We start from the raw sequence: 16,136 nt of genomic DNA on the forward strand, positions 1-16,136 counted from the left end.
ACTCTTAGTTTAGTCCGTTCATCGGTTAGATTACGGGAGCAGAGGAAAAAAGTGAATATTTTGTTGAATTCACCGGCGGGCAGCTTGAGATTTGGACAGCGAGGCCTGCCCCTGGTTTAGGGGGGATTGGCAGGCAGGGTTAACCAATAAGCCTGCTATCTATTCGGCTTCATCCTCTTGATTGAGCATCTCGAAGATATGCAGGACGGCAGCCATGCGATCTTCATTACGAAACCGCTCCTCAAGGATTGGGCCGAGTTTATTGAGCTCCTCATCGAGCTGTAGTAACTGCTCTTCATCAGGCTGGCTATATTTGTCACTGAACTGCAGAGCGTACTCAGTGGTTGCCTGAATATGGGGATAGATGCGCTGGGCTATTTTGAGACTCTTGCCACTGGCCTGCTCATAGGCCTTCATCACATAGCGGTATAGTTCAAAGTGGCCGGCCGATACATAGTCCACCAGGAGCTGGCAGAAATTTTGTAGCTCATCGGTTTCTGGTTGTGGGCGCAGGCTTCCCTCCTTGGGATTCGCCAGCTCTATATAGGCGACCAGTAGTGCTTGCCTGGCTTCCAGCCAGTCAGAGATCAAGCTGTGTTGGCCTGCCAACTCGTACTTGGATTGTTCGCATTCACCGATCATATTTCCTCCTCGCGGTAGGGGGCTGAGCGTAAAAGCTCTATGGCTATAACTAAAGTGATCTGCCTCAACAGTCAATAGTTATTGTGATTTTGTGAGATTCGGGGAGGGTATGAGAGGCAATAAAAAACCCTTGCGATGCCTCGCAAGGGCCAATCACTTTTTTGACAGGGCTCGCTGAGAGACGAGCTTCGACATTGTTATCACTAGCGCGTGATTGTTATATCAAACACCTTGGGCAACTAGCGAATGAATTTGTCGAAATCGTTGCTATCTTTTGAACAGGCTCACATTTATGGGAAAGGAGCTCTCCGTAAGCTATTTATTGTGAAAAATGTGATTTTAACTTTAAAAACCATTTAAATGCTGTGGGCTATTTTGCCTGATTGGCTTTGGGAGTTCTCACTGAACTCAGTTAAGATAGCCCTACTGTTTACCAAGCGATAATCATGATGAGCCCACTGAAAAACGATCGTTACCTCAGAGCCCTGCTGCGCCAGGAAGTAGACCGAACCCCGGTATGGATGATGCGTCAGGCCGGACGCTACCTTCCTGAGTACCGCGAGCTGCGTGCCCAGGCTGGTGATTTCATGACAATGTGCCAAAATCCTGAGCTGGCCTGTGAGGTCACCCTGCAGCCGCTACGACGCTTTCCCCTGGATGCGGCGATCCTATTTTCCGACATTCTGACCATTCCTGATGCGATGGGACTTGGGCTTAGATTTGAGCCGGGCAAGGGGCCGATATTTGAGCGCACCATAGATTCGATGCGGGATGTGGAGAAGTTGCCACAGTTGGATCCGGAGCAGGAGCTGGGCTACGTGATGGATGCGGTTCGTACCATTAAACGCGAGCTCAAGCAGGAGGTTCCTCTCATCGGTTTTTCCGGGAGCCCCTGGACCCTGGCAACCTATATGGTCGAGGGAGGCAGTAGCAAGGCGTTTAATCGGATCAAGCGGATGCTCTATGCCGAGCCACAGATTCTGCATCAGCTGCTGCGCCGTCTGGCGCTTTCCGTTACCGATTATCTCAATGCCCAGATCAGTGCCGGGGCGGACTCGGTGATGATCTTTGATACCTGGGGTGGGGTGCTTGGAGAAGCGGCCTATCAGGAGTTTTCATTGGCCTACATGAGTCAGATTATCAAAGGGTTGCAGCGAGAGCGTGACGGGCAGCGGATCCCCGTGACTCTGTTTACCAAAAATGGTGGTCCCTGGCTGGAGGCGATCGCCGATTCAGGCTGTGATGCCGTGGGGCTGGACTGGACCATAGAGATGAGCGAGGCGAAACGACGCATCGGTGACAAGGTGGTATTGCAGGGGAACATGGACCCCTCGGTGCTGTATGCACCACCAAAAAGGATTCGCCAGGAGGTTCAGAAGATCCTGGATCAGTTTGGCTCAGGCTCCGGACATGTGTTCAACCTGGGGCATGGCATCCATCCGGATGTGGATCCAGATAATGCCGGAGTCTTTATCGAGGCGGTGCATCAACTGTCGCGGCCGTTTCATCAGGGGTGAGGATGGCATGCTCAGGGGCTGGGGAAATAGCCTCTGAGCGCCCTGGGCCCCTTTCTTTTTGATGGGGGTTAACTCAGGGCAAAAATTTCAGGAGTATTGGTTTGAAGAATCCATGGGATGAGTATGCACAAGGCTGGGATCTTGATCCTTCGGTGCAAGAATATGCGGCTAAGGCGTTTGAAGAACTCTTAAGCAGCATAAAGATTGATGATTTATCTGTCTTTGATTTTGGCTGTGGTACGGGCGCTCTTACTCAGCTTCTTAGCCCAAGAGTAAAAGAGATAGTGGCCCTTGATGCTTCACCTGAGATGATAAAGCATTTGCTGAACAAGAAGCTCACCAATGTGTCGGCGATTGCTGATTTTCTAACACAAGAGTTAATTGAGCATAACCCTGACTTGGCGAACAAGTTTGATTTGATCCTTGCTTCCTCGGTTTGTGGCTTCTTAGCAGATTATGAGATGACCCTTGGATTGATAAAATCCCTTATGAAGCCTGGTGGCATATTTGTTCAGTGGGACTGGCTGGCGAGGGATGAAACTTCGCAGATTGGGCTGTCAGAGCACAGGGTGCTCAGTGCCTTGCAAGCCCATGGATTCACTGAGATTACACTGACTAAACCATTTGAGATGAATAGTTCAAAAGGGTTAATGACTGTCTTGATGGCCATAGGAAAAAATACAGCATAGAGCTTTAGTGATTGTTACGACGCTCACTGAGGCTCTGCTCGCTTGCCCCTTACCGGATGAAGACCCCTCTTGGTGGTTGTGACGAACCGCAGGATGTTTATAACTTTCGCTATTGTTAGCTTTTTGTCCTTCGGACTGAGTATTTGTGCCTGCGGCACAATTGTCCGGCCGCGGATGTAGCACAAGGATGTGCGAATGTGGCGGTAGTCATGGATGACGATAGCTACCTGCGGGTCAGGCCGTTCCTAGGCATCCTGCCTTCCACGGCATTGATACATCCTGTATGGCAGGGACTGCTCATCCAGTCCCCCTAACAACCCCGAGGATGCCCCTCGATTCGTGGAAATCCTGAAAATCACTTACTCCCTGAAGCTCAGCATAGACACACTGCATATCATCCATGATATGCCTACCCAGTTCTATATCCCTATCTCTCGCTCTGTCTCTCCGAGAGAGACTCCTCCCCTGGCGTGGCTATGCACTTATGGCGTCCCGCCATTCGGCTTCACTCGCATTATGATTTTCAGGCACGAATCAAAGGGGAAGTTTAACCCCCCGTTAGCGAGTGCCTAGGCGAACTATAAACCCACTATTTTTGTTTTCGAGGCAGGATGCCGAGCACCGCAGCTCTGTGGAGGGACTCGCAGCGCGAAGGGAGCTTTTGATTACTTTTGGCGGAACAAAAGTAATGTGCTGCCGGCACCCCGGCAATAATGCAGCGCAGCTGCAAAAAGGCTATCCGCAGGATATATAGACGTTCGCTATTGGTACAAAGCGAACTTCAGTGATTTGACCAACGGTCAGCTTTTTGTGCCTGCGGCACAATTGTCCGGCCGCAGACGACGGGTTAGGGGGACTGCTCACCCTGTCCCCCTAACAACCCCCAGGGTGCCCCCCGATTCGCTTATTCCTCAAAATCATAGTGTTTTGAAGCACTGCGCAGACAGTATGTCCCTATACTAGCTGCACACTCGCAGCATCCGTGCTGCTCAACTTCAAATCACCTTATGATTTTTCGGCGCGAATCAAAGGGGAAGTTTAACCCCCGTTAGTGAGCGCCGAGGCGAATCGTAGAGGTTTCAGGTCGAATCACATGGATGTGATGAGAGCTTAGTCGTGACAGGGACGTTGTGTCTAAGCGGTGCCTTAATCCTTAGAGGAGCCGAGGATAAAGCGAGATCCGGGGCGCCCCGGGAGATGCACGCCGCTAACAACATCCATGTTTAACGCGACATTCACACTTCCCTGTGTATCAGAAGCGCGGAGCACCTTTGCCATATAGGGATATATCAATGCCGTGAAGGGCAGGATGCCTGAGAACGGCCGTGCCTGCCGCCGGTCAGCACCGGCACTTGCAGCGAAGCTGCAAATTAGCCATCCGCAGGATAGGTCAACCTTGCCCGCTGTCGGTCCGCCCCGACATATTCTGTGGCGAAGCCACAATATTAGCTGCATGCAATGCAATCAAGTTCGCATGGCTACAAAGCAAGCAGGATACACCGAGTTGGTTTCTCACGGTTCAGTGATTAAAATCCGCATGCGGCTGCATCGAATCCTGACACATCATCACCTGGAGACTTTACGGATGCCCTATGCAGAGAATAAAGGACTGAAGATTCACTATCGGGTTGAAGGGGAGGGACCAGCCCTGGTATTGCAGCATGGCTCTACCTCAGCACTACAAGCCTGGGAGCTGTTTGGCTATACCGAGCGTCTCAAGCCTCACTACCAATTGGTGATGATCGATGCTCGTGGCCATGGCCTGAGCGATAAGCCCCATGATAGTGAGCTGTATCAACTGCCGCTCAGAGTCAGTGATGTCGTGGCTGTGTTGGATGCTCTCGATATCCGACAGGCCCATTACTGGGGATACTCCATGGGGGGATGGATCGGTTTTGGTATGGCAAAGTATGCCAGGAGCCGTCTTAAGTCTCTTATCATTGGAGGGGCTCACCCTTATGCCGATCCGGCTCCGGATTTTTATGGTGTCGATGGTAGAGATCCTGAGCTGTTCATTAAAGCTTTGGAGTCATTCGCAGGGGTAGCCTTTAGCCGGGAGGCGAAAACATGGATCTTGGGTAATGACCTTCAGGCTTTGGCCGCTGCGATGCATGACAGGGATTCAATAGAGGATGTCTGTAGTGCCATAGATCTCCCCTGCCTGCTCTATGCAGGTGGTAAGGATCCCAGGATTTCAAAGGTAACCCGGTGCGCCAGGCTCATCAAGGACGCGGCTCTCTTATCATTTCCCGAGTCAGACTCAGCTATACCAGCACTCCGATATTGTTCTGCCAGAGGTCATGAAGTTCCTGAGCTCCCACGGGTGAGCTGACCTGCTTTGATCTCGGTGAAAGATTATTCAAATACAGGAAGCTGAGGGTCAGTTTCTTGCTACACTTTTCTTGTGTGGTTTCAAAGGGATCTTGAAACATGCAGAAAAGGTGGCTGTTTGTGACCTTACTCTTTTCATCTCTCATAGGCGCAGCCTGCCTGTGTGTCTTCTCTTTTTTTCACAAGCTTGTTGTCGGTTTTGACCCGTTTTTATGGGAGAGCTACATAGCTCACGCCTGGTTTGGAGGCTTTATTGGCTTCATCACAGGAGGTGTTTTTTTTCGGGGCTATGCCCTGAAGAAGCAGCTTGAGGTGCGGGTAGAGGAGCTGGAGGTTTTACTTCCTATCTGTGCAAGCTGCAAAAAAATAAGAAAGGCTGATTGTGCTCCTGAGGATATGAGCTCCTGGGTCGATGTTGAGCAATATATTACAGATAAAACGCGAACTGAGTTTACTCATAGTCTCTGTCCTGAGTGCCAAAGAGAGCTTTCTATGGGGCGGAATAGAGGTGGTTTGCATTGATGTACTTAACAAGAAGAAAGTGGCTCTCCTTTGGGATCTCATTTCTTATAGGGGCTGCAGCTCTGTGCTGTTTCTCATTTTTTCACAAGATGTCTGTTGGGTTTAATCCATTTATTTTTAAAAGCTATATAGCCCCATTTCTGTTTGGGGGATGCTTAGGGGCGAATATCGGGATGGCACTTCTGAGGATCCACCTTTTGAAGGAGAAGCTTGAGGAGCGTGTATATGAACTGGAGAACCTGCTTCCTATCTGTGCAAAGTGCAAAAAGATAAAACTCGAAAAAGAATCAGCCCATGAGGGAGAGAGCTGGATCCAAGTTGAATCATACCTCACTCGCAGGATGCACTCTGAATGTACTCATAGTTTCTGCCCGGATTGCCTCAAAAGACTCTACGGATTTGATGTCAACGCAGCTCAGGGAGATCTATCACTCCTCACGGCGGCCAAGGGGCACAGGCGCAAACAAGATTCGGGACGGCCAGAGAAATGATACCGGGCAGGTTTTTAGCTCGGGGAGCATGCCCGCCGGGGGATGAGAGTATACTTCATTCACCTGATGTGAAAAGGGCAGCCACTGGCTGCCCTTTTCATCATTAGCTATTCATCTCTTTTTGATATTTGCTGACCTCGGCCAGGAAGCGGGAGCGATCACGCTGATCAATGCTGCGTGACATCGGCAGCTTGACCGTCATCGGGTTGACCGGACGGTTGTAGATCCGTACTTCATAGTGCAGGTGTGGCCCGGTTGTACGGCCGGTGTTGCCGCTGAGGGCTATCTTCTGGCCGATGTTGACCTTGTCTCCCTTTTTCACCAGGAGTTTACTCAGGTGCAGGTAGCGGGTGCTGTATTTACGGCCATAACGAACCACTATGTAGTTGCCCGCATAGCGCTGATAACCGGCAAACACCACCTCTCCATCTCCGGTGGCCAGGACCGGGGTTCCAACGGGCAGAGCAAAGTCGGTTCCATAGTGAGGGGAGATCCTATGGGTGACCGGATGAACCCGGTGCAGGTTAAACGGCGAGCTGATCCGGTAGTGTCCCTTGAAGGGGTAGCGACGAAATGCCCGGTTCAGGCTGTAGCCGCGTTCATCATAGTACTCGCCGGTACGGAAGCGATAGGCACTGTAGGTCTTGCCTGCCAGCAGCAGCTGAACGCCGATAATTCTTTCATCACCGGTTTGCTTGCCCTGGATCACCTCCTTATCCAGAAGTACTTCAAAGCGATCGCCCTTGCGGAAGTCGCGGCTGAAGTTGACCTTCCACTGGAACAGCTCGGCTATTTTATGGATCTGTCCCGGCGTCAGACCGGAACGGCTGGCGCTATTGTAGAAGTTGTCGGTCACAACACCTGTAATGGTTGATGATTTCCAGTGACTGGCCTGCTTGGTCAGCTCACTGCTAAAGCCGTTGTCGGTCCGGGTGAAGATCAGGCTGTGGGCCAGATCGACGCGCAGCTCCAGTTTCTGCAGCTGATTATCTTTGTCGATCAGCAGATCGATATTTTGTCCTGGTCGCAGGGTGGACAGCTGGTGGTTTTTATCTGTGGCCAGCAAACGGTAGAGATCGGTATTGGAGAGCCCCAGTCCGCTGAGGATGCCACTCAGGGTGTCTCCACGCTGGACTTCATAGTTTTGCCACTGGCCTTCACTCAGGGCCAGATCATCAAGCTTATCGGTGACCGGCTCCTTGAGCAGCTCTTTGTCCGGGATGGCATAGTCATGATCATCTCCACCGGCAGTCTGAGGAGCGGTTGATGATTTCTCTGATCCCTCCGACGCTGTGACCGTTGTGGCAGGCTCTGGCTTAGCATCTATGGCCGCCAGTGGAATAGAGCTGGACTGCTGAAGCAGGCGGTTGGAGCTTGGGAGCATCTGGATCACTATGGCACACAGGCAGACCAGGGTTACCAGTGAGATGAGTATCCGTTTGTTGATCGGAAATGGCAGGGTTGTAGTTGATCTTTGTTTTTGTAACTCAGTCATTAATATCTTCCGGTCAATATCAGAGCTGGTGTTGGCTCCACATAAGGTGATGTTTCGTCAAAATCTCACCAGTTCGGACAAAGTCTGTCAGGACAGGGCGCCGATTTTAGGCTAAAAAGTGCACAAAAAACAGGGGCAATTGCAGTTTTTATTCTGATCGCCCACCCATTTTCTAATTAGAGGTACCTATAGGCTCAGTTAACCACCACATCTTAAGGGTTAACAGAGCCTAAACCCTCATTAGAGTGCCGAAGGTTCCATTGGTTCCCCAATTATTTTTTGAATATGCGGCTGTAGCCAGGGAACCAGCTCCTCATCAAACCACGGATTTCTTTTAAACCAAAGCTGATTGCGGGGAGATGGGTGGGGAAGGGGAAGTAACTGCGGCAGATAGTGGCGCCAGTTAAGGACGGTCTCGGTCAGATTGTTGGTTTGCAGATAGTAGCGTTGGGCATATTGACCAACCAGCAGGGTCAATCTGAGTTCGGGGAGTAACTTCAGAACCTGAGGATGCCACAGGGGAGCACACTCAGGGCGGGGCGGCTTATCACCGGATTTTCCCCGTCCCGGGTAGCACAGACCCATCGGCATGATGGCAATCTTACTGGCATCGTAAAACTCCCGGGGAGAGAGCTGCAGCCATTGGCGCAGTCTTTTTCCCGAGGCGTCATTCCAGGGGAGGTCACTGTGATGGACCTTGAGACCGGGTGCCTGGCCAATAATCAGGATCCTGGCCTGGGAGCGGGCTCTGATCACCGGGTTGGCCCCCAGTGGCAATGCCTGCTGGCAAAGCTGACACTGATGGATTTTTTGTAGTAGAAACTGTAGTGGGCGCTCATCCATGATGAATACTCTGAGGGGCTTCTAAAAGTGATGCCTTATAAATAAAAATTGTGACGGTTTTTGCTAAATAGTGCTTGAGAAATAGTCACATACTGATTAGCCTTTTAGGAAATTAAACGATGCGATTAATATTATGAACAGGTGGTCTCAACATCAGGGGCTGCTGATCTCCGCTTTAGCCTTTATCTTCTGGGGATTGCTGCCGCTCTTCTATCAATATCTTGATGGTATCAATATTTGGGAGCTTTTGGCTCAGCGTTTGTTGTGGTCGGTGATCCTGTTTGAACTGATCTACCTTGCATTCGCTCCGCGACCGAGCTGGCAGCAGCTCAGAAACGATCCGGCTCAGCTGGGGTTGATGGTCGCGGCGGGGTGTATGATGACAGTGAGCTGGAGTGTATTTAGCTGGGCTCTGACTCATCAGCAGGTGCTGGCGGCGAGTCTGGGCTATTTCATGACCCCGCTGTTTAACATCGCCTTTGGAGTGCTTTTCTTCAAGGAGCGGCTGGTGTTGCAGAAGCTATTAGCCGTGATACTGGCGGTGACAGGGCTCATCTATATGCTGATCTCTTATGGCCAGCTCCCCCTGATCTCTTTGGTGATGGGAGGCTTTTTTGCCGTTTATGGCCTGATGAAAAAGAAGGTACGCTACCCCAACATGACCAGCCTGTATGTTGAGAATCTCTGTCTGCTTCCTTTTGCCGTTGGCTGGATGCTATGGATGGGCTGGAATCACCAGTATCAGTGGTTCTTTGAAGGGGACTGGTCGGTGCGTGGCTTGTTGATTCTCTGTGCTCCGATGACTCTGCTTCCGGTGCTGCTTTTTTCTATCGGGGTCAGGAAAACTCCGATGAGCACTGTGGGTCTGTTGCAGTATATCGAGCCCTCGCTGGCTTTTGTCCTGGCTATTTTTTGGTTCAAAGAGACGCCCGACGCGGTGCGCGAGGTGGGCTTTGCCTTTGTGTGGGCCGGACTTTTAGTATCACTGCTGCCGTTGTCGCGGTTGAGCCGTTTCAAGCTGCAACGCTAGCTCTGCCCTGTTTGATGACTGGGTGGACAGGGCTGATATTTCTGCTTTGAAATGAGCATCCTTTACTGAGCCTAATACCCCCGATGAAAGTCGATCTGGTAATCCAGCGGCGTATCATTGATATAGTGCAGATAGTTGCGGGTAAATATGGTGGTCACCTCCTCCGGGAAGCTATAGGCTGAGATGTGCGGGGTGATGATGAGATTCGGAATGCTCCATAGCGGGCTTTGTGAGGGCAGAGGTTCCTGTTCAAACACATCCAGAATGGCGGCTCCCAGATGGCCGTCATTCATCACCTCAATCAGTGCCTGAGTATCTATGGTGCTGCCTCGTCCCACGTTAAACAAGATGGCATTTGGCTTACATAGCCGCAGCTGTTTCTCGCCCAGCATGTGATAGGTTTTTGGAGTTGCCGGCAGGGTATTGATGATCACATCAACCTGGGGGAGCACCTTGTCCAGAGCCTCGGTGTTGTAGATTCGATCGAATCGGTCTGAGTGACGACCACTTTGATTGATCCCAAGGGTCTTCATCCCAAAATGCTTGGCCGTCGCGGCTACATGTTGGCCAATGGTTCCGGTTCCCAGCAGCAGCATGGTTTTGCCGTGCAGGTGGCTATAGAGAATCGGGTGCCAGCGTTTCTTGCGTTGTTGCTCCCGATACAGGGAGAGGTGACGGTTCAGCCCGAGTAACTGGGCAAACACATACTCAGACATTGGGGGGCCAAAGATGTGTCTGACATTGGTCAACTGATAATCTTGACGCATCTTGGGTTGAAGCAGGGCATCGACACCGGCATGAGAGGATTGCACCCACTTAAGAGCGGGTGCATCATCGATGATCTTGGCGATTTCGGGGGGATCTCCGAGAATAATCTCGGCCTGGCCGGCTTTCTCTCTGGCATCCATGGGATCATCGGCTCTGAGGATCTGTAGATCGGGAAGCGATTGCTGACCGATCAGATATTCATATTGGGAGTTATCCTGGCTTAACAGCAGTAATATGTGATTGGTCATTGGCTATCTTCCTCATGCCGAGCGGTTGGATCCCTTCAACGATACGCAGTGACTCTCACAGTTCACCTCACTCTTAACGTTACCATGTGGAGCTTTATTCGGGTAATTGATTCACTCAATATTTGTGGGTGAGCTCCCCATTTGGCTACTTCGGCAAATAAAGTTACCCACAATCCCTTAGAATGATTCTCCTGGCTTCGGCCATCGGCTACAATCGGGAAAATTTGCCAAGAGATAACAAACCGTGTTTGGTGATAAGTTTTATAAAAAACTCAATAAGTTGATGCCCTGGCAGCAAACCCTGTTTTCACTGGCATTGGCAGAGAGGATGTATCCTAACTATCAGCTGTTCTCGGAGGCCTGCGATTTTGGACAGGCTCAGAAGCTTCGCCTTGCACTGGATACCATGTGGCAATACCTGGTTCAGCGCTCAATGCAGGTTGATCTATCGGCTCAGCTTGAGGAGGTTGAATCACAGATCCCTGAGCCACAGAAGTTTGATAGCTATGGGGTGTATCCCGCTATCGATGCCTGTGTCGCCCTGTGCTCAGCATACAACTCGGTGGTTTGCCGGATCGGTGATGAGGCTGAGGAGGCATCTAAGGTTTCATTAAATTGTGTGGCGGGCTTTGTGGAGCTGCTTGCTGAGCGAGAGCTCAGTGAGGAGGAGCTCTATGAGCAGGAGCTGGTCGAGCAGGAGATGGAGTTCCAGGTTGAGCTGCTGCAGCGAGTGGCCCAACCTCGCGACGAAAAGGTGATTGAAGGGATCCGTGAGCTTGCAACGGCACAGGGAGTCAGTAACCTTGGGATCTCCCTTGATAGCTGACAATGCACATTTTTTCCCGGATTAAGGGATAAATGTGCTGTTTTTCACAGATTTTGGCAGAAGGCCGCGCATTGGTTATTGATCTTCCATCAACCTTTTGCCAGCATGGAGCTCATGTATGTTGAGCTATCTCTAGAAGTTCGTTAAACCAGAAAGGAAATCGTATGAATAAAACTCAACTGGTAGATGTGATTGCTGCGAAAGCGGATATGAGCAAAGTCCAGGCTAAAGCAGCATTAGAAGAGATCCTTGAGGGTATTACTGCCAGCTTGCGTGATGGTGAACCTGTGCAGCTGATCGGTTTTGGTACCTTCAAAATCAATCATCGTCCAGAGCGTACCGGCCGTAACCCCCAAACCGGTGCTGAGATCAAAATTGCCGCTGCAAATGTGCCTTCATTTGTCGCAGGCAAGGCGCTGAAAGACGCTGTAAAGTAACCTCTCCCGGGAGCTGCCCCCAAGGTGGCGGCTCCTGTTCTCATCACATAACTTCAGCTGATATACTTAAGTAGGTGTTGGTACCAAATTAATTGAGGAGGTGCCATGAGTACTCAGGCTATTCGGCAAATTGCTTTTCCCTGGGGGCCAGCAAAAGGACTCGACTCTGGACTATCCCTCAATGAACTTCATCAGCGTATCTGGGAAGGTGAGCTGCATATTACTTTGGGCCGCCCGGCCAGCCATTCCAGTTACCCACTTTCTATCTGTCGCCTGACCTTTCGTAAGGTGTTTTCACATCGCTTGCTTGAGGAGGGTGAACTCTTTATCCCCTATGATGAGCAGATGCTGGAGAACGTGGTACAGCTGATCGCCCCATCCAGCTACCTGGCCTGGTTCCACCTGCAGACCGAGGGACTGCATCTGGGTGAGCCGATTCATCACTACACGGTTCGAACCTGGGATTACCGGGTGGATGTCCTGACCAGCGATCCCCCTAAACTGGAGATGCTGCAGGAGTAAAACCCTGTGACCCCGAAAGAGGGAAGAGAAGGGATCCAATCCATCAGCAGCCACTGTGCCTATGAAGTGCACAGCGGCTGCGTTCGTTTTCGGATGATTTTATGATCCCAGCCGCTCCAATCAGCCCAAGGCCGTTTCAGTGGTGATGCATCCTGGCACTGACATCCACATAGTGAACCCCGCCCGAAAACAGCCTGGGTAGCGCAAGCCGGATATAGTCCAGGATGTTCATCTGGATCGCTTCCTGGTGGTTTCCGGCATTAAACCACAGCTGTTTCTGATCCAGCAGATCGCTGGAGAGATAGGTCGGAATATTAAACAGATGGCCAAAGGGGGGCATGGCTCCGGGCTCACACTGTTCGAACAAGCCAGCCAGTTGATATTCAGGGACCAGATCCAGCTCATCGAACTCTAACGAGCGGGCGAGAGGGCGCAGCTGCAAGATGGCATTGGCAGGCACCACCACCATCACAAGCTCACGGCGATGACAGCGCAGGATCACCGTCTTGGCGAAGGCATGACTGTCGATATGGATATCCTGAGCGGTCTGCTGAGAGGTATAACTGGGGTGGTGATGATAGATCCCGTAAGGGATCTCAGCTTCGTTGAGCAGGCGATAGAGCTGTGACTGGATCATGGCAGACTCCGGACGAGGGTCTCTACCACAAGTTTAGCTGGTGGGAGGGGAGATGCAGCCCCGTAGGGCTGCAAAGAGTGGCCTAGGAGTGAAGAGGCGCTTTTACCGCATGATATCCGATATCGGTTCGATAACAGGTGTCTGTCCAGCTGATTTGACTGACAGCCTGGTAGGCCTGCTGCTGGGCCTCAAGCATGGTCTCAGCCATTGCGGTCACACAGAGCACACGTCCACCCTTGTTGACGACTTCGCCCTGCTCCAGGGTGGTTCCGGCATGAAACACCTTGGCCACAGAGGCTGGCACCTGATCCAGCCCCTGAATCGGGTAGCCGCTCTGGTAAGCATAGGGGTAGCCGCCGCTGGCCATCACCACCCCAAGGGCCGGGCGGGGATCAAACTCCATGGTTTGCTCTCCCAGGGTTTGAGAGGTGGCGGCCAGGCACAAACTTGCAAGATCGGAGCGCATCCGGGTCAGCAGAGGCTGGGTCTCAGGATCGCCGAGACGGCAATTAAACTCCAGCACCTTAAGGTCTCCATCCGGGCTTATCATCAGTCCCGCGTAGAGGAAACCGGTATAGGGAATACCATCTTTCTCCATACCGTGCAGGGTTGGCCAGATCACCTGCTCCATCACTTTTTGATGAAGCTCAGGAGTGACGATGGCCGCAGGAGAGCAGGCTCCCATTCCACCGGTATTGGGGCCGGTATCACCATCACCCAGCGCCTTGTGATCCTGGCTGGTGGCCAGAGGCAGGACGCTTTTGCCATCACACATCACGATGAAGGAGGCTTCCTCACCATGCAGGAACTCCTCGATGACGATGCGGGCACCGGCTTCGGCAAAGCGGTTCAGGCTCAGCATGTCATCAATCGCCTGAAACGCCTGTTGCTGGTCCTGGGCGATGATCACTCCCTTACCGGCAGCCAGGCCATCGGCCTTGATCACCACAGGATAGCCCAGGCTGTCCGCATACTCTTTGGCAGGGGCAACCTTGGTGAAGGTCTGGTAAGCGGCGGTTGGGATCCCATGGCGCGCCAGGAAAGCCTTGCTGTAGGCCTTAGAGCCCTCCAGTTGAGCCGCCTGTTGGCTGGGGCCAAAAATGGCCAGCCCCGTCTCCTGGAAGCGATCGACTATCCCTTTCACCAGAGGAGCCTCGGGACCGACTATGGTCAGATCGATGGCTTGCTGTTTGGCAAACTCCAGCAGGCCATTGATATCTGTATCTGAGATGGCCACATTTTCTACACCGGCCTCCAGAGCAGTACCGGCATTACCGGGAGCCACAAATACATCTGTGACCTTGGCAGACTGACGAACTTTCCAGGCAATGGCGTGTTCACGGCCACCACCACCGACGATCAATACTTTCATAATGACTCCAATTAGTGACGGAAGTGACGAACTCCGGTGAGAACCATGGTCATGTCGTGCTCATCGGCTGCGGCGATGATCTCTTCATCACGAATCGATCCGCCTGGCTGGATGATGCATTTGATCCCGGCTTCGGCTGCCGCATCGATGCCATCGCGAAACGGGAAGAAGGCATCGGATGCCATGACGGCTCCTGTGATGTCAAGCTTCTCTTCGGCGGCTTTCATCGAGGCGATCTTCGCAGAGAACACCCGGCTCATCTGGCCGGCACCCACACCCAGCGCCTGGCCATCTTTGGCATAGACGATGGCATTGGATTTGACGTACTTCACCAGTTTCCAGCTGAACATCAGATCCTCAAGCTCCTGCTCGGTTGGCTGACGCTTGCTGACTATGGTCAGGTCGTCACGGGTGACCACCTTGAGATCACTGTCCTGCAGCAGGATACCGCCACGGACTTGCTTGATGTCGCGTCCCGACTCAGGCTGGCTGATAGGCCCACAGGCAAGAACCCGCAGGTTGGGCTTGGCGGTCAGCAGTTTTGCTGCTTCATCCTGGATACTTGGTGCCACTATCACTTCAGCAAACTGGTTATCCATGATGGTTTGGGCTGTCTTGGCATCCAGCTCGCGGTTAAATGCGATGATCCCGCCAAACGCCGAGGTTGGGTCGGTGGCAAACGCCTTCTGATAGGCTTCACAGACGCTGTCTGCAATGGCGACCCCACAGGGGTTGGCATGCTTGACGATGACACAGGCCGCTTGCTGATACTCACTGACACAACACAGGGCCGCATCGGCATCGGCGATGTTGTTGTAGGAGAGCTCTTTGCCCTGCAGCTGAGTGGAGCTGGCGATGGTGCCGGTCTGCTGGCCGTTATCCCGATAAAAAGCGGCCTGCTGGTGGCTGTTCTCACCGTAGCGCAGATCCATCTTTTTCTCGAATTGGCAGCTCAGAGTCTGGGGGAACTCGGGGGCTTCTTCGAGTTGCTGCTCAAGGTACTGAGCAATCATGCTGTCGTAGGCTGCGGTGTGAGCAAAGGCGCGCTGGGCGAGCTTGAAGCGAGTTGGGGCCGTGATGGCTTGTTGCTGTTTCAGCTCTTCGAGGATGAGAGGGTAGTCGCTTGGGGAGACGACAACGCTGACATCGCGGTGGTTTTTCGCTGCGGAGCGGATCATGGTTGGGCCACCGATATCGATATTTTCAATCGCATCGCTCAGGGTGCAGCCAGGCTGGCGGATGGTTTGGGCAAAGGGGTAGAGATTGACGACAACCAGGTCGATGGGAAGGATATGATGCTCCTCCATCACTGCTTCATCCTGGCCTCGGCGTCCGAGTATGCCACCGTGAACAATGGGGTGCAGAGTCTTGACGCGCCCAGCCATGATCTCCGGATGGCCGGTGAGCTCTGAAACATCTTTTACCGCAATACCTTGCTCGCGCAGAAGTTTGGCTGTGCCTCCGGTTGAAATCAGCTCAACCTGGCTGGCCTGGAGCGCTTGTGCAAGCTCAATGATGCCACTTTTGTCTGAAACGCTGAGTAGTGCACGACGTATGGGGCGATTGTTGTCCATTGCCTGTTGTTTCCTCGTTTTTGGGGGGATATTTCGCGAAACTCACTCGAAAATAAATGAGTTTGGCGGAAACCTCCCCGCGAGGTTGGGCAATTCTACCCTAATTGCCGGGAAATGATAAGCCGAGCTGGCGGAGTTTTATGGAGGGATTCGGGCGAGCCGCCATGGGGCTGCCCGTGCGATGGTGGTTAC

General features: G+C 52.3%; 15 protein-coding genes. 8 read left to right on the forward strand and 7 right to left on the reverse strand.

Going from position 1 to position 16,136, the window contains the following annotated elements; genetic code table 11:
• Positions 1–159: 159 nt before the first annotated feature.
• On the reverse strand, positions 160–642 hold the full coding sequence (rsd, locus tag DB847_RS03595) for a sigma D regulator (protein WP_108649487.1): 483 nt from the start codon (positions 640–642) through the stop codon (positions 160–162).
• Between the two features lie 449 nt (positions 643–1,091).
• On the opposite strand from rsd, the gene hemE reads away from it, so the two are divergent.
• From hemE to DB847_RS03615, 4 genes are all read left to right on the forward strand, one after another.
• Positions 1,092–2,159: a uroporphyrinogen decarboxylase gene (gene hemE / locus DB847_RS03600; protein ID WP_108652898.1), complete on the forward strand. Its 1,068-nt coding sequence runs from the start codon at positions 1,092–1,094 to the stop codon at positions 2,157–2,159.
• 101 nt (positions 2,160–2,260) lie between these two features.
• Positions 2,261–2,848 (forward strand): class I SAM-dependent DNA methyltransferase, encoded by a 588-nt coding sequence (locus DB847_RS03605; RefSeq protein WP_108649488.1) that lies wholly within the window; start codon positions 2,261–2,263, stop codon positions 2,846–2,848.
• A gap of 1,537 nt (positions 2,849–4,385) precedes the next feature.
• Positions 4,386–5,180 (forward strand): alpha/beta fold hydrolase, encoded by a 795-nt coding sequence (locus DB847_RS03610; protein WP_199911702.1) that lies wholly within the window; start codon positions 4,386–4,388, stop codon positions 5,178–5,180.
• A 98-nt stretch (positions 5,181–5,278) separates the two neighbouring features.
• Positions 5,279–5,701 carry a hypothetical protein gene (locus tag DB847_RS03615; protein ID WP_108649489.1) on the forward strand — a complete coding sequence of 141 codons (423 nt, stop codon included), beginning with the start codon at positions 5,279–5,281 and terminating at the stop codon, positions 5,699–5,701.
• 594 nt (positions 5,702–6,295) lie between these two features.
• Here the strand turns inward: DB847_RS03615 and mepM are convergent.
• Positions 6,296–7,687 carry a murein DD-endopeptidase MepM gene (mepM, locus tag DB847_RS03625; RefSeq protein ID WP_108649491.1) on the reverse strand — a complete coding sequence of 464 codons (1,392 nt, stop codon included), beginning with the start codon at positions 7,685–7,687 and terminating at the stop codon, positions 6,296–6,298.
• 240 nt (positions 7,688–7,927) lie between these two features.
• A complete protein-coding gene (locus DB847_RS03630; protein WP_108649492.1) occupies positions 7,928–8,530 on the reverse strand; it encodes a uracil-DNA glycosylase family protein in 603 nt (200 codons plus the stop codon).
• Between the two features lie 133 nt (positions 8,531–8,663).
• Here DB847_RS03630 and rarD point away from each other — a divergent pair, with 133 nt between their 5' ends.
• Positions 8,664–9,560, forward strand: coding sequence for an EamA family transporter RarD (gene rarD, locus DB847_RS03635; protein WP_108649493.1), 897 nt, complete (start codon positions 8,664–8,666; stop codon positions 9,558–9,560).
• A gap of 71 nt (positions 9,561–9,631) precedes the next feature.
• Here the strand turns inward: rarD and DB847_RS03640 are convergent, their stop codons facing one another.
• Positions 9,632–10,576: a D-2-hydroxyacid dehydrogenase gene (locus DB847_RS03640; protein ID WP_108649494.1), complete on the reverse strand. Its 945-nt coding sequence runs from the start codon at positions 10,574–10,576 to the stop codon at positions 9,632–9,634.
• 244 nt (positions 10,577–10,820) lie between these two features.
• On the opposite strand from DB847_RS03640, the gene DB847_RS03645 reads away from it, so the two are divergent.
• The 3 genes from DB847_RS03645 (at position 10,821) to DB847_RS03655 (ending at position 12,361) form a co-directional block, all read left to right on the forward strand.
• The gene (locus tag DB847_RS03645; RefSeq protein ID WP_108649495.1) at positions 10,821–11,402 is read left to right on the forward strand and encodes a YjaG family protein; all 582 of its coding nucleotides are present in this window, start codon (positions 10,821–10,823) and stop codon (positions 11,400–11,402) included.
• Positions 11,403–11,566: 164 nt separating this feature from the next.
• Positions 11,567–11,839 (forward strand): nucleoid-associated protein HU-alpha, encoded by a 273-nt coding sequence (hupA, locus tag DB847_RS03650; protein WP_108649496.1) that lies wholly within the window; start codon positions 11,567–11,569, stop codon positions 11,837–11,839.
• Positions 11,840–11,944: 105 nt separating this feature from the next.
• A complete protein-coding gene (locus DB847_RS03655; protein WP_108649497.1) occupies positions 11,945–12,361 on the forward strand; it encodes a hypothetical protein in 417 nt (138 codons plus the stop codon).
• A gap of 136 nt (positions 12,362–12,497) precedes the next feature.
• Here the strand turns inward: DB847_RS03655 and DB847_RS03660 are convergent, their stop codons facing one another.
• The 3 genes from DB847_RS03660 to purH form a co-directional block, all read right to left on the reverse strand.
• Positions 12,498–12,998, reverse strand: a complete 501-nt coding sequence (locus DB847_RS03660; protein WP_108649498.1) for an aminoacyl-tRNA deacylase — start codon at positions 12,996–12,998, stop codon at positions 12,498–12,500.
• Positions 12,999–13,080: 82 nt separating this feature from the next.
• On the reverse strand, positions 13,081–14,370 hold the full coding sequence (gene purD, locus DB847_RS03665; RefSeq protein WP_108649499.1) for a phosphoribosylamine--glycine ligase: 1,290 nt from the start codon (positions 14,368–14,370) through the stop codon (positions 13,081–13,083).
• Between the two features lie 11 nt (positions 14,371–14,381).
• Positions 14,382–15,944: a bifunctional phosphoribosylaminoimidazolecarboxamide formyltransferase/IMP cyclohydrolase gene (gene purH / locus DB847_RS03670; protein WP_108649500.1), complete on the reverse strand. Its 1,563-nt coding sequence runs from the start codon at positions 15,942–15,944 to the stop codon at positions 14,382–14,384.
• Between the last annotated feature and the right edge of the window lie 192 nt (positions 15,945–16,136).

The organism is Dongshaea marina, from assembly GCF_003072645.1.
Taxonomy (GTDB): Bacteria; Pseudomonadota; Gammaproteobacteria; order Enterobacterales; family Aeromonadaceae; genus Dongshaea; species Dongshaea marina.

Excerpts from the sequence above, each read along its gene's own strand:
- rsd (WP_108649487.1), bottom strand. The coding sequence starts at position 642 with ATGATCGGTGAATGCGAACAATCCAAGTACGAGTTGGCAGGCCAACAC.
- hemE (WP_108652898.1), top strand. The coding sequence starts at position 1,092 with ATGAGCCCACTGAAAAACGATCGTTACCTCAGAGCCCTGCTGCGCCAG.
- DB847_RS03610 (WP_199911702.1), top strand. The coding sequence starts at position 4,386 with ATGCGGCTGCATCGAATCCTGACACATCATCACCTGGAGACTTTACGG.
- DB847_RS03615 (WP_108649489.1), top strand. The coding sequence starts at position 5,279 with ATGCAGAAAAGGTGGCTGTTTGTGACCTTACTCTTTTCATCTCTCATA.
- mepM (WP_108649491.1), bottom strand. The coding sequence starts at position 7,687 with ATGACTGAGTTACAAAAACAAAGATCAACTACAACCCTGCCATTTCCG.
- DB847_RS03630 (WP_108649492.1), bottom strand. The coding sequence starts at position 8,530 with ATGGATGAGCGCCCACTACAGTTTCTACTACAAAAAATCCATCAGTGT.
- rarD (WP_108649493.1), top strand. The coding sequence starts at position 8,664 with ATGAACAGGTGGTCTCAACATCAGGGGCTGCTGATCTCCGCTTTAGCC.
- DB847_RS03640 (WP_108649494.1), bottom strand. The coding sequence starts at position 10,576 with ATGACCAATCACATATTACTGCTGTTAAGCCAGGATAACTCCCAATAT.
- hupA (WP_108649496.1), top strand. The coding sequence starts at position 11,567 with ATGAATAAAACTCAACTGGTAGATGTGATTGCTGCGAAAGCGGATATG.
- DB847_RS03655 (WP_108649497.1), top strand. The coding sequence starts at position 11,945 with ATGAGTACTCAGGCTATTCGGCAAATTGCTTTTCCCTGGGGGCCAGCA.
- DB847_RS03660 (WP_108649498.1), bottom strand. The coding sequence starts at position 12,998 with ATGATCCAGTCACAGCTCTATCGCCTGCTCAACGAAGCTGAGATCCCT.
- purD (WP_108649499.1), bottom strand. The coding sequence starts at position 14,370 with ATGAAAGTATTGATCGTCGGTGGTGGTGGCCGTGAACACGCCATTGCC.
- purH (WP_108649500.1), bottom strand. The coding sequence starts at position 15,944 with ATGGACAACAATCGCCCCATACGTCGTGCACTACTCAGCGTTTCAGAC.